Source organism: Rhodococcus sp. OAS809 (assembly GCF_040546695.1).
Taxonomy (GTDB): Bacteria; Actinomycetota; Actinomycetes; order Mycobacteriales; family Mycobacteriaceae; genus Rhodococcus_F; species Rhodococcus_F qingshengii.
Genome location: NZ_JBEPOI010000002.1, coordinates 5,457,234 through 5,470,644, shown reverse-complemented (window position 1 = coordinate 5,470,644; position 13,411 = coordinate 5,457,234). Strand labels below are relative to the sequence as shown.

The 13,411-nt window shown below is 62.2% G+C and carries 9 protein-coding genes; 6 read left to right on the top strand and 3 right to left on the bottom strand.

Going from position 1 to position 13,411, the window contains the following annotated elements:
• Positions 1-87 precede the first annotated feature (87 nt).
• Entirely contained in the window at positions 88-2,352 is a 2,265-nt protein-coding gene (gene metE, locus ABIE52_RS28650) for a 5-methyltetrahydropteroyltriglutamate--homocysteine S-methyltransferase (RefSeq protein ID WP_039973353.1), read from the top strand.
• 58 nt (positions 2,353-2,410) lie between these two features.
• On the opposite strand, the gene ABIE52_RS28645 is transcribed toward metE, so the two are convergent.
• Both ABIE52_RS28645 and ABIE52_RS28640 read right to left on the bottom strand, forming a co-directional pair.
• The gene (locus tag ABIE52_RS28645; RefSeq protein WP_192712256.1) at positions 2,411-4,009 is read right to left on the bottom strand and encodes an ABC transporter substrate-binding protein; all 1,599 of its coding nucleotides are present in this window, start codon (positions 4,007-4,009) and stop codon (positions 2,411-2,413) included.
• Positions 4,010-4,183: 174 nt separating this feature from the next.
• The gene (locus tag ABIE52_RS28640; RefSeq protein WP_192712255.1) at positions 4,184-4,798 is read right to left on the bottom strand and encodes a TetR/AcrR family transcriptional regulator; all 615 of its coding nucleotides are present in this window, start codon (positions 4,796-4,798) and stop codon (positions 4,184-4,186) included.
• Between the two features lie 104 nt (positions 4,799-4,902).
• On the opposite strand from ABIE52_RS28640, the gene ABIE52_RS28635 reads away from it, so the two are divergent.
• The 5 genes from ABIE52_RS28635 (at position 4,903) to ABIE52_RS28615 (ending at position 10,885) form a co-directional block, all read left to right on the top strand.
• Positions 4,903-5,454 (top strand): MarR family winged helix-turn-helix transcriptional regulator, encoded by a 552-nt coding sequence (locus ABIE52_RS28635; RefSeq protein ID WP_003939926.1) that lies wholly within the window; start codon positions 4,903-4,905, stop codon positions 5,452-5,454.
• Positions 5,455-5,563: 109 nt separating this feature from the next.
• Positions 5,564-6,763 (top strand): homogentisate 1,2-dioxygenase, encoded by a 1,200-nt coding sequence (locus tag ABIE52_RS28630; protein WP_030535304.1) that lies wholly within the window; start codon positions 5,564-5,566, stop codon positions 6,761-6,763.
• Entirely contained in the window at positions 6,760-7,629 is an 870-nt protein-coding gene (locus ABIE52_RS28625) for a hypothetical protein (RefSeq protein WP_192712254.1), read from the top strand. Before ABIE52_RS28630 ends, ABIE52_RS28625 begins: the two co-directional genes overlap by 4 nt.
• On the top strand, positions 7,626-8,816 hold the full coding sequence (fahA, locus tag ABIE52_RS28620; RefSeq protein ID WP_054188907.1) for a fumarylacetoacetase: 1,191 nt from the start codon (positions 7,626-7,628) through the stop codon (positions 8,814-8,816). The genes ABIE52_RS28625 and fahA overlap by 4 nt, the downstream gene beginning before the upstream one ends.
• Positions 8,817-8,992: 176 nt before the next feature.
• Positions 8,993-10,885, top strand: coding sequence for an FAD/NAD(P)-binding protein (locus ABIE52_RS28615; RefSeq protein ID WP_354541562.1), 1,893 nt, complete (start codon positions 8,993-8,995; stop codon positions 10,883-10,885).
• Positions 10,886-10,935: 50 nt separating this feature from the next.
• On the opposite strand, the gene ABIE52_RS28610 is transcribed toward ABIE52_RS28615, so the two are convergent.
• Positions 10,936-13,359, bottom strand: a complete 2,424-nt coding sequence (locus tag ABIE52_RS28610) for an ATP-dependent Clp protease ATP-binding subunit (protein ID WP_192712253.1) — start codon at positions 13,357-13,359, stop codon at positions 10,936-10,938.
• Between the last annotated feature and the right edge of the window lie 52 nt (positions 13,360-13,411).

Below are 13,411 nucleotides of genomic sequence, written 5' to 3'. Positions count from 1 at the left end.
GTGCTGCCCGCTGAAACTCGGGGTCTCGTGAGGTGTACCCGTCTGCCGGCAGTGGCCATCAGTGCATTGGCAATCTGGAGAAACTCCGTGACAACAACATTCACTTCGACCGTGCTGGGCTCACCGCGCATCGGTCCTCATCGAGAACTCAAGCGGGCAACCGAAAGCTACTGGGCAGGGCGCATCGACGCCGACGCCCTGCAGGCTGTCGCCCGTGACCTCCGTCGGCAGGGCTTGGCCGACCTCCGTGACCTGGGCCTCGACTCCGTCCCGGTCAATACCTTCTCCTTCTACGACCAGATGCTCGACACCGCAGTTCTTCTCGGCGCGCTGCCCGACCGCGTCGCGTCGGTCGCCGATCCGTTGGACCGCTACTTTGCCGCTGCCCGTGGGACGGACACCATCGCGCCGCTCGAAATGACGAAGTGGTTCGACACCAACTACCACTACCTGGTGCCGGAGATCTCGCCGTCCACCACGTTCGCACTCGACCCGTCCAAGGTCTTGTCCGAACTGGCAGAAGCACTTTCCGACGGCATTGCAGCCCGCCCGGTCGTCATCGGACCGGTCACCTTCCTGCTGCTCTCGAAGGCTGTCGGCACCGACGAGCCGCTGCTCTCGCGACTCGAAGAACTACTCCCCCTCTACGCGGATCTACTCGGTCGGCTCGCGAAGGCCGGTGCGAGCTGGGTTCAGCTCGACGAACCGGCCCTCGTGGGCGATCGCACCGACGAGGAAATCGAAGCGGCACGCGCTGCGTACGAACAGCTTTCAGCGCTGTCCGAGCGGCCGTCGATCCTGTTGGCGTCGTACTTCGGTTCGCTGCGTGAGGCGCTGCCCGCGCTTGCGTCCACCGGCGTCGAAGGATTTGCCGTCGACCTGGTGGCCGGTCAGGATTCGATCGGCTCCGTCCCCGAACTCGCCCGCAAACTGGTCGTCGCCGGCGTGGTCGACGGACGAAACATCTGGCGGTCGGATCTGGATTCGGCACTGAGCACGTTGGGTGCTCTGTTGGGCAGCGTGGATAATCTTGCCGTCTCCACATCGTGCTCCCTGCTGCACGTTCCGTACACTCTCGACGCAGAAGCCGATGTCGACAAGGCCCTGCGCTCGTGGCTCGCGTTCGGCACCGAGAAGGTCAAGGAAGTAGTAACTCTCGCAACCGCTCTCACACAGGGCCGGGAGTCGGTGGAAGACGAGTTCGCTCTGGCACGAGCGGCCGCGTCGACCCGCAAGGACGATCGCAGACTCAATGATGCGAGTGTTCGGGGACGCCTGGCCGCCGTGCTGAACTCGGCGACCGGTCGCGCGCCCGCCGCCGAACGTCGCGCTGCCCAGGACGAACTGCTTTCTCTGCCGCCGCTGCCCACGACGACAATCGGTTCGTACCCGCAAACCTCGAAGATCCGCATCGCTCGCGCAGCACTGCGCAAGGGCGAGATCGACGAAGCCGAGTACGTCAACCGTATGCGCGCCGAAATTTCCGAAGTTGTTGCGCTCCAGGAAAAGCTGGACCTGGACGTTCTTGTTCACGGTGAGCCGGAACGCAACGACATGGTCCAGTACTTCGCGGAGCAGTTGGACGGATTCTTCGCCACCGCCAACGGTTGGGTCCAGTCGTACGGCACCCGCTGCGTGCGTCCGCCGATTCTGTACGGCGACGTCTCCCGCCCGAAACAGATGACCGTCGACTGGATCACGTACGCGCAGTCCCTGACCGACAAGCCGGTCAAGGGCATGCTCACCGGACCCGTCACCATTCTGGCCTGGTCGTTCGTCCGCGACGACCAACCCCTCGTCGACTCGGCAAATCAAGTCGCACTGGCCATTCGAGACGAGACCGTCGACCTGCAGGCCGCCGGAATCGGAATCATCCAGGTTGACGAACCGGCTCTACGAGAACTACTCCCACTGCGCGCCGAGGATCAGCGTGCCTACCTGGACTGGTCGGTCGGCGCCTTCCGGTTGGCTACCTCGGGCGTCGCGGATTCCACCGCGATCCACACGCACCTGTGCTACTCCGAGTTCGGAGCGGTGATCGGCGCCATCGCCGGCCTCGACGCGGACGTCACGTCCATCGAGGCGGCGCGCTCACACATGGAGGTCCTCGACGATCTCAGTTCGGTCGGGTTCGACCTCGGCGTCGGCCCGGGTGTCTACGACATCCACTCGCCGCGGGTGCCGAGCGTCGACGAGATTGCCGAATCCCTGCGTGAGGCACTCAAAGCTGTTCCTGTCGAGCGGTTGTGGGTCAACCCGGACTGCGGTTTGAAGACCCGCGGTTCCGTCGAGGTCGAGGCGTCACTGCGTAACCTCGTCGAAGCCGCGAAGTTGGTACGAGCGGAGCTATAGGGGCAAAGCCCCTGTGCGCCTTTTTGGTAGTGGGCACTACCAAAAAGGCGCACGGGGGTCAGCTCAACCACGTATTGCCGAAGAGCAGAATCCCGTCCGCACTCGGGGTCACTCCGTGCACGTTCTCGCGCCACGGGATGAAGACCTTGCCGGAGTTGACCACGGCCATCGGCGCCGTCTCGTTGACCACGGTCTGAATATCGTCGATGACGGCTCGCCGCTCATCCTCGCCCGACGCCGTTTGCAGCTTGCCGAGCAACTCGTCCATCCGAGCGTTCTTGTAACCGAGAATGTTCGACGGCGATTCGCTGAACAGGTTGCCGTACATACGCACGAACGGTGACTCTTCCAGCACGTTGAACGCGAAGTAGGACACGTCGTAGTCATGCTTTGCGTACAGCATGGAAATCAGATCGTTGATGCTGGTTGCGTAGGTGATGTCGACCGTGAAACCCACTGCCTGCAAGAGCGACTGAAACGTCAGTGCGCTGCGCTGCGTCGCCGGATCGTTCATCCCGACGTACGTCAGTTTTCCGTCGTAACCGTCCGCCTTCGCCTCGGCGAGATACTTCTTGGCCGCCTCGGGGTCGAAGCCGTTCCCGGCCACCGATCCGTGCCACTGCGACCACGACGCGAACATGTCGGTGCCGGGTTCGCCGAAGCCGCCCTGAACTCGCTCGTTGAACGTATTCGGGTCCACCGCAGCGACAATCGCCTTACGCACGCGCTCGTCCTTCGCTGCCCGATCGTCGCGCTGATTGATTGCCAGAACTCCGGCCATGCTGGCCGAGTACACAAATCCGGGATCACCGGCTTCGAAAGCCTCGTGAATGAAGTCGGGAGACTTCAGATAGGCAACCTGGATTCCGTCGGTGTGCAATCCTTCCAGTTTGCTCTTCTCGTTGACGATTGCCGGAAAGCGCAACTTCTCGAGGTACGGCGCCCCGTCCCAGTACGTCGGACGGGCAGCGAGCACCAATTCGTCCTGGGAGGCAAACTTCTCGACGGTGAACGGGCCTGCCCCGATCGGGGTGAACGTGCCGGTAGCCATCGACGAGGGCGCGACGATCATGCCGGGACCGGTGGTGAACATGATCGGGAACTCGTCCCACGGCTGCGCCAATGTAAAGACGACCGTACTCGGATCCGGTGAATTCGTCTCGCGCACAGCGGTCTTCCACACCAGCGCGTGAGTTCCCTTCTTCTGCAGATAGTGATCGATGCTCCACAGGACTGCCGCACTGTCCATCGGAGTGCCGTCGCTGAATGTGACGCCGTCGCGCAATTTCAGTGTCCACACCGTGTTGTCGCCGTTGGCCGACAACGACTGAGCCAAGTAGGGAACATACTCGCCCGCCGACGTATCGAAGCGCATGAGAAGGTCGTAGATGGCTGCCATTTCGCTACCACCGGTAGCGCCGCCGTCCTGACGGTCAGCCGGATCGAGACTGCTGATCCCGTTGTAGGTGGCAAACGACACGGTGCCACCCGATCGCGGCTCTCCCCCGTTGTTCTGGTCACCGACAACTCCGACCGTCACGTCCGATGCATCCGTGGTCGTACCTTGGCTGCTACCGGCGCACCCCGTCACCACCAGCGTCGCCGACGCCAGGACAACCATCCAGATTCGAGCGCGGACTCGGTACGAGCGCTTCATTGCGACTCACTTTCACAGTTCACGGATACGTCGATCCCTGGATCGGACACCCCGACATATTTGTAAGTGAATTCTAGGTAAGGTCTCGTCCTGCGTCTTCGTTTTCACAAAGCCGAAGCGATAATTCGCGTTCATGACAGCAGAAACAAGAACTGAATTCTAGGTTGCAACCGTTCAGCGAATTACCAGTCCGATGACGTCTTCGACGTTCCGCTGGGCCTCTGCGAATCCGATCCGGCCACTGGTCCACAGCGCAAGGGCCGTCAACATCGTCCCGCCTATTGCCACGGCCGCAACCCTCGCCGTCTCGGCCGGGACGCCGTCCATCAACTCGAACAGCATTCTCCGATGTGCCGCTGCGCGCAGATCCAACGACTCGATCACGAACTGATCCGAGGACGAATGGAGTTCGATCTCCAACCGAGCGAAGTAGGGCCTACGCTCGAATGCCTTCATCTCGCGGCGATGAAGTGCCAGAACCCGCTCGTACGCGTTGTTCTCGCCACCGTCTGCCCGCAACTTCTCAGGACGACGGACCGATTCGAGACCGCTCCACGCCGTCATCGCCGCAGCCAGAAGTTGCTGTTTGGTCGGAAAGTAGCGATACAGCGTTCCGAGTGCGACGCATGAACGCTCCGAGACGTCTTTCATCTGGATTCGATCCGACGGCATCTCGGCCAGCATCTCGACCACCGCCGTGGTCAGTCGTCCTCTCCGCTCGAGTTGCCCCACCGACATGAGGTCGACGTCCAAGGGAAACTCGTCGCTGCGCGCAGTCACGCGCGTCACGATAGTTCAGAATCCTGACCGCAGTGCCGGGTTGCGAAGTTTCATCGTAACCCCGAGATCTAATACACGGATTAATCAACTGCAGATCGCGCTAGGGTTAGTCCATGACTGACCGGACAACCGATGACCAGCCAACCGTCGGCGTGCTGAACTTCTGGTCGTTCATCGAACTGGCCAACAAGCGACTGGCCACCGAACACGGCTTTCGCGACCAGCTGGCCACCGAGGTACTACTGACACTCAATCGGGCTTCCAACGTGGTCACCTACGATCTCGAGTCGTCGATCCACCGCCCTCGCGGCTGGTCATGGTCCTCCTTCAGGCTGTTGTTCGTCACCTGGCTGGCCGGTCCGATCGAGCCGAAGGCTGCCGCCGAGCTCACCGGCATGAGTAGGGCAGCGGTCTCCAATCTGTCCAAGTCGCTGCTGGCAGACGGATTGATCGATCGTCGGCCCACCGAGAACGACGGCCGTTCCGTCCAGCTGTACCTGACCGACAAGGGCCGAGAAGCCATGGTCGAAGCCTTTCGCGAGCAGAACGAACGCGAACACGCCTGGGTAAGCGTCCTGAGCGAGGCCGAACAGCGAATTCTTGTCATGCTCCTGGACAAACTGATCACCAACCGCAGCCAGTTCGACGTACGCGGACGTAACTGACATAGACCCCAACCCCCTTGGAGGGTTGCGCTCATCACATCATTTTAGTTAATGTGTTTACTATCTGGTGGAGGTGAGCCAGGCAGAACAGCACAGAAGGAGCCCCGTCATGGCGTTCTATCGACAACTCGGCAACATCCCACCGAAGCGTCACACCCAACACCGTGACGAGTCCGGCAACCTCTACTACGAAGAACTGATGGGAGAGGAAGGTTTCTCCTCGGATTCTTCGTTGCTGTACCACCGCGAGATCCCGTCGGCCATCGTCGACGCAACGGTCTGGGAACTGCGCGATCAGAGCACAACCCCCAACCATCCCCTCAAACCTCGCCATCTGAAACTCCACACGCTGTTTCCCGAAAGCACCTGGAACGAGACCGACGTGGTAACCGGCCGTCGTCTCATCCTCGGAAATGCCGACGTGCGATTGTCCTACGTCGTTGCGGCAGCGCCATCTCCCCTGTATCGCAACGCAATCGGCGACGAGATGGTCTACATCGAATCTGGCGAGGCGACCGTCGAGACCGTCTTCGGTGCACTCGAGGCCAGTGAAGGTGACTACGTACTGATCCCGATGTCCACAACGCATCGATGGATCCCCAAGGGTGACAAGCCACTTCGTGCCTACGCCATCGAGGCGAACAGTCACATCGTCCCGCCCAAGCGCTATCTTTCCCGCTTCGGCCAGCTGCTCGAGAACGCACCGTTCTGTGAACGAGACCTGCACGGACCGATCGCGCCCATGATCGCCGAAGGAACCGACGTCGAGGTACTGGTCAAGCACCGAACGTCGGCGGGCATCGTCGGCACCCGAATGGTTTATCCCACGCACCCTTTCGATGTCGTCGGCTGGGACGGCTGCCTGTACCCGTACACCTTCAACATCTCCGACTACGAGCCGATCACGGGCCGTGTTCACCAACCGCCGCCGGCGCACCAGGCGTTCGAGGGGAACAACTTCGTGATCTGCAACTTCGTTCCGCGCAAGGTCGACTACCACCCCCTGTCGATCCCGGTGCCGTACTACCACTCGAACGTCGACTCGGACGAGATCATGTTCTACTGCGGCGGTGACTACGAGGCGCGCAAGGGTTCCGGCATCGGACAGGGTTCGATATCTATTCATCCCGGCGGCCACGCCCACGGACCACAACCCGGCGCCTACGAGCGGAGCATCGGCGCCGAGTTCTTCGACGAGCTGGCCGTCATGGTCGATACGTTCCGGCCCCTCGAATTGGGTGAGGGAGCCCTTGCCTGCGAGGACGAAGCGTACGCCTGGAGTTGGGCAGGGCGGGGGCCTCGGCAATGACGATCATCTCCCCACTCCTGCGTGGCCTGTGCGACGACGCAGCACTCTTCCCACCCGGCAATGCTCCTCTCGCCGAGGCAATTCCGGCCCACGCCGCCTACCTGCAGGCGGATTACGACGCACTGGTCGGGCCTTTCGTTTTTCCCGCGCCGCGACTGAGCGAACTGGCTGCGTACGTTTCAGCGGACAGCCCGGTGACGCTGAGTCTGACCGTGCCGGCCGGCCCATCCGATGCGGTGGCCGCACTCTCGAACGCGCGAGCCATCCCTGGTGTTCACGTCGCCGCCGTCGAGGTGGGAATTCCTGACGGGTTGGACGCCGATGCGGCCTTCGAGGAACTCTCTCGTGTCCATGCCGCTCATCCCGACGTCGACATTTTTGTCGAGGTGCCTCGAGGTGATCGGCGCGCGGGCTATCTGGCAGCTCTCGAAACTGCCGGGCATTCCGCAAAGTTTCGCACCGGCGGGATTGTCGCCGAGGCGTACCCGAACGAGGAAGAGCTCGCCGATGCGGTGATATCCGTTGTCCGAGCCAATATCCCGTTCAAGGCGACTGCGGGACTGCACCACGGCGTGCGCAACACCGATCCGGAAACAGGCTTCGAGCAACACGGCTTCCTCAACATCATGGTGGCCGTCGACGCGGCGAGGCGGGGCGCCGATCGTTCGGAAATTGTTGCTGCACTGTCTCAGCGCGATGGAAAATCGATCGCGCAAGCCCTGGCCGACCTCACCGAGGACGAGGCCGGCGAGGTGCGTCGCCGATTCCTCTCGTTCGGTACCTGCAGCATCTCGGACCCTCTGACCGAGCTGGAAGGCCTCGGGTTGATCGTCCGCTCCGACAAAACCGAAGGAACTCTCGTATGACTGTCACGACCATCGACATTCCCGCCGACTCACTGTTCGGTCTCGACAATCTGCCGTATGGGGTCTTCTCCCCCGCGGGAGGGTTACCGCGTGTCGGTGTGCGCGTCGCCGAATCGGTGGTCGATCTCGCAGCGACACTAGGTGATTCCGTCTTCTCCGAACCGACTCTGAACGCGTTCATGGCTCAGGGACGAGATCAGTGGGTATCGGTGCGAAACCGGATCACGGAGCTCGTGACTAGCGAAATAGACTCGAATGCAGTGTTTTCCGTTGATTCGGTGACAATGCATTTGCCGATCGCAGTGGCCGATTACGTCGACTTCTACGCCTCGGAGAATCACGCAACCAACCTCGGGCGGTTGTTCCGCCCGGACGCAGCCCCCTTGATGCCGAACTGGAAGCATCTTCCCGTCGGATACCACGGGCGCTCGAGCACCGTCGTCGTCTCCGGCACCGACATCGTTCGTCCCTGCGGACAGCGGAAGGCACCCGATCAGGAAAGCCCGGACTTCGGACCGTCCCGGCGCCTCGACATCGAAGCCGAGATGGGATTCATCGTCGGAACTCCCTCGAAGATGGGCGATTCCATCACCCCGGACGAATTTGCCGAGCACGTCTTCGGCGCCGTCGTCGTGAACGACTGGTCTGCCCGAGACATCCAGGCGTGGGAGTACGTGCCCCTCGGTCCGAACCTGGGGAAGAGTTTCGCGACCTCCATCTCACCGTGGGTCGTACCCTTGCTCGCTCTCGAAGCAGCCCGAATCGACACTCCGGTGCAGGATCCCGAACCGCTTTCCTATCTGCGTGGTGAAGAGAAGTGGGGGTTGGACATCGACCTGGCCGTCGAATGGAACGGTCACGTCGTCTCCCGGCCGCCCTACGCCCAGATGTACTGGTCGCCTGCGCAGATGCTCGCGCACACCACCATCAACGGCGCAGCAGCGAGCACCGGCGATCTCTTCGCGTCCGGAACCATTTCCGGACCAGACAAAGATCAGCGCGGCGCCTTCATCGAGCTGACGTGGGGCGGCAAGGAACCCGTAGCTGTGGGCTCCGAGACCCGTACCTTTCTCGAAGACGGCGACACCATCGCCATCTCAGCCACCGCTCCCGGCGTCGGCGGATCACGAATCGGCTTCGGGGATGTTCACGCTCGGATCCTGCCTGCAACGCAGACCGAAAGATAGTGATTGACAACTGTTTGATTCACGCTGATCTGATGTCCGGAATTCCTTGCCTCACGATTCTCCGAAGATAAGCTGGACTAACCATCCAGAGCGATCGAGAGTCCTGGCTCCGTGACGTTCCAGCAACCCCCTCTGCTGAGGTGCGGGTGCTTTCTGCCAGGTCCGATGGAGGACTCGTGCCAGGCGATCGACCCCGTACCTCAGTGGGGACAGCAGCTGTCATCGTGATCGTGGGCGGTGGACCCCGCGGGACCGGCGTACTCGAGCGGATCCTCGCTCACGAATCGGTGAACGCCGATCCCACACCGATCGACATTCACGTTGTCGACCCGTATCCGCCAGGCGCCGGCCGTATTTGGCGAGGCAGCCAGGCGCCGCTTCTGTGGATGAATTCGACAACCGCGGACGTCACGATGTTCACCGACGAGACCACCGCCGTGATCGGCCCGGTGCTGCCGGGTCCGACCCTCGCGGAATGGGTCGCCGAGCGCTCGGCTGAGCTTGCCGAATTCCCAGAAATCGCAGCAGAAGTTCCGACGATCACCCCGTCGTCGTTTGCATCGAGGTCACTGCAGAGCCGATACCTGAACTGGGTGTTCGAGACTGCAGTCGACTCCGCGCCAGCGCACGTCGACGTTCGAGTTCATCGACGATCCGTGGTCGACATCGTGAACGTCGGCGAGACACAGACGGTTCATCTGGACGACGGAGCTGTCATCGACGCGACGACCGTCCTTCTCGCACAAGGGCACCCCGATGCGTTGCCTGCCCCACGTGAAACCGCGCTGACCAGCTTCGCGTCCGATCACGGGTTGACGTATGTGGGTCCGGGCTACACTGCCGATCTCGACGCCGATGTCATTCCCGAAGGCGAACCGGTTCTGATCGCCGGACTCGGGCTGGCTTTCATCGACTGGATGGTTCTCCTCGCCGAGAGCCGTGGCGGCATCTTCGAACGCGGTGAAGACGGCGTCCTCACTTACGCTCCCTCGGGTCGGGAACCCCTGTTGTATGCCGGATCTCGTCGCGGAGTGCCGTATCATTCCAAGATTTCGTACTCGATCGCTGACGCGCGGCCACCGCTACCGCGGTTCTTCACCGCTGATCTCGTTCCCGGCGACGGACCGTTGGATTTCCGAAACGACATCTGGCCCTTGGCGTCGAAAGAACTGGCAGGCGCCCACTATTACGAGCTGTTTGCATCTCACCCGGATCGGACAGTGGGCACCTGGGAGGAGTTCGACGCCGAATTCGCCTCGCTGGCTTGGGGATCGCCTCGATTGCAGGAACTGGTCGAGAACGCAGTCCCGAAGCCGGAAGACCGTATCGATCTCGAGCGGCTGAACCGCCCACTCGGCGGTGAGCGCTACGACGGGCTTGCCGAGGTCCAGTCCCGGATCACCGAATACATCTCGGCGGATGTCGCGCGGAGGTCGGACCCGTATTTCAGCGCCGACGCGGCTGTCTTCTCAGCGCTGCTGTCGACGTACATGACCGTCGGAGAATTGTTGCGGCGCGGCAGAATCCCGGCCGAATCCGTCGCCAAGGACGTCGAGGGTTGGCTTCATTCGTTCTTCAGCTTCATCGCCAGTGGTCCGCCGCCCGAGCGACTGGAACAGTTGATCGCCCTCAACGAGGCGGGCATCGTCCAGTTCCTCGGGCCGGATTCAGCGTTCTCCACCGAGATCGACCCGGCAACGGGGGCTGGGATCTTTGTCGCTCGCAGTGCGTCGCACACCGACATCGTGGCCGCGAACACCCTCGTCGAAGCACGCTTGCCGGTTGCGTCCATCAGCGCGAGCGGTGACTTGCTCCTGCGGACGCTTCACCGTCGGGGCGAGGCAGTCGAACTACGTGCCACCGCCGACAGTTCGGCGAAGCTCGCCGTCGACGGCACGTCACGAATTCTTCTTCAGGACAACAGTGCTCATCCCCGCCGCTTCGCCGCAGGGCCGTGGGTTGCAGGCCACAACTGGTCGGCGGCTTTCCCTCGTCCCCGTACCAATGCAGGGTTCTTCCGGCACAACGATGCCCTGGCGGCGGAGATTTTGGGCGCTACGCGCCTGTGAGCGGTTAGGGAGTCCTGGGACTCCCTAACCGCTCACAGGGGGCTGTGCCCCTAGCTGAACACCAACTCACCCTCGTCAACCGCGACGGTGATACTGCCGCCCTCTTCGAGGAGATCGTCGAGCAGCATGTCGGCGATCTTGTCGTCGACCACACGCTGAATCGAACGACGCAACGGGCGAGCCCCGAACTCGGGTTGATGCCCGTGCTCGGCGATCCAGTCCACCGCGTCGGCAGTGAACTCGATCTCGATGCCCTTGGACTGCAGCCGCTTCCGGCTGTCGTCGAGCAGCAGATCAGTAATCCGGTGCAGTTGCTCGGTGTCGAGCTTGCGGAAGATCACGATCTCGTCGATACGGTTGAGGAACTCCGGCCGCATCGATTCGCGCAACCTGGCCATCACGCGGTCGCGCAGTGGCTTCTCCGCCGACTCTGCGTCACCCGTGGTGAAGCCGAGTCCACCGGACTTGCTCGAGATGATGTCCGAGCCGAGGTTGCTGGTCATGATCACGACGGTGTTCTTGAAGTCCACCGTCCGACCCTGACCGTCGGTCAGACGCCCGTCGTCGAGCACCTGGAGCAAGGTGTTGAACACGTCCGGGTGTGCCTTCTCGATCTCGTCGAGCAGGATCACCGAGTACGGGTTACGACGCACCTGTTCCGTGAGCTGTCCGGCCTCGCCGTAGCCGACGTATCCGGGAGGAGCACCGACCAGTCGGCTGACCGTGTGCCTCTCACCGAACTCACTCATGTCGAAGCGCAGCATCTTGTTCTCGTCTCCGAAGAGTATGGCAGCCAGAGCTTTTGCGAGCTCCGTCTTGCCGACGCCAGTGGGTCCGAGGAACAGGAAGCTACCGACGGGACGATCCGGATCGCTCATACCGGTACGGCTACGACGCACGGCACGCGCGATTGCGCGAACGGCGTCATCTTGCCCGATGACACGACCGTGCAGTTCCTCTTCCAGACGGCGCAGGCGATCTTTCTCTGCCTGAGTCATCTGGCTTGCCGGAATACCCGTTGCGCGAGCGACAACTTCGGCGATTTGTTCAGCGGTCACGTCCGGCGTTTCCTCGGAAGGAACCGAGGATCCTGCCTTCTCGAGACGCTTTGCGACGCCGTTGATCTCGTCACGCAGGGTCGACGCCTTCTCGTACAACTCGTCGGCGACGGCTTTTTCCTTGTCGCTCTCGAGCTGCTCGAGACGCTGCTGCAGCGCAGCGGTGTCTACCGTGGCCGTCTTCAAGCGAAGCCTGGCGCCGGCCTGGTCGATCAGGTCGATTGCCTTGTCCGGCAAGAACCTGTCGCCGATGTAACGTGCCGACAGCTCCACCGCAGCGGTGATCGCCTCGTCGGTGTAGTGCACCTTGTGGTGATCCTCGTACCGACTGCGCAGTCCGCTCAAGATTGCGATTGCGTCCTCGATCGACGGCTCTCCGACCTGTACGGGCTGGAAGCGCCGCTCGAGCGCGGGATCCTTCTCGATGTTCTTGCGGTATTCGTCGAGCGTGGTGGCGCCGACGATGTGCAGTTCACCGCGAGCGAGCTTGGGCTTGAGGATGTTTCCGGCATCCATCGCACCGTCTGCGCCGCCTCCGGCACCGGCGATGGTGTGCATCTCGTCGATGAAGACGATCAGCTCGTCCTTGTGTGCGGTGATCTCGTCGATCACCTTGGTCAGCCGTTCCTCGAAGTCTCCGCGGTAACGGGTACCCGAGACCATGCTCGAGAGTTCGAGCTGGACGATCTTCTTGCCCACCAACGATTCCGGGACATCCCCGTCGACGATGCGTTGGGCGAGACCTTCGACGATGGCAGTCTTGCCGACGCCGGCCTCACCCACCAGGACCGGGTTGTTCTTGGTGCGGCGGGAGAGGATCTCGATGGTCTGTTCGATCTCGTCGGCGCGGCCGATCACCGGATCGACGCCGCCGTTGCGGGCGCGATCGGTGAGATCGATGCCGTACTTGTCGAGCGTCGGTGTGGTGGACTCGTCTTCGACTGGACCGGCTGCGGGATTCTGAACCGCTGCCTGCAGCTTCTCCGGCGTGATGCCGGCCGAAGCGAGCAGACGACCCGGAACATGATCGGGGTCACCGGCCAGGGCGATGAAGAGATGTTCGGGGTCGATGTACGTCGATCCCAGGGCTCGGGCCAGTTGATGAGCCTCGAGTAGAGCGGTTTTCACGGCACTGCTGAGCGCAGGAGCAGAGTAGGCCCCCTGCTCACGGCCTTGTGGCAGCCGCAGGTCGACGGCGTCGACCACGGATTTCGGGTCGGCTCCGGCGCGCTGCATGAGCGTGCGGACCGGATCCTGCTCCGCCATGACGCGGAGAACGTGCAGTGCATCGAGATCCGAATCACCGCGAGCAGCCGCTACACGTGCAGCGTCAGCCATGAGTTGCTGGGTGGCCCTGCTCATGAGCCGTGAAATATCGATGCGACCGGGACCCTCGGGCCCGAAGAATGCTGGCATTCCGAAGCCTCCTTGCAGAAAGTTGAGCGTTACTGACTCAATTAACGTGCAT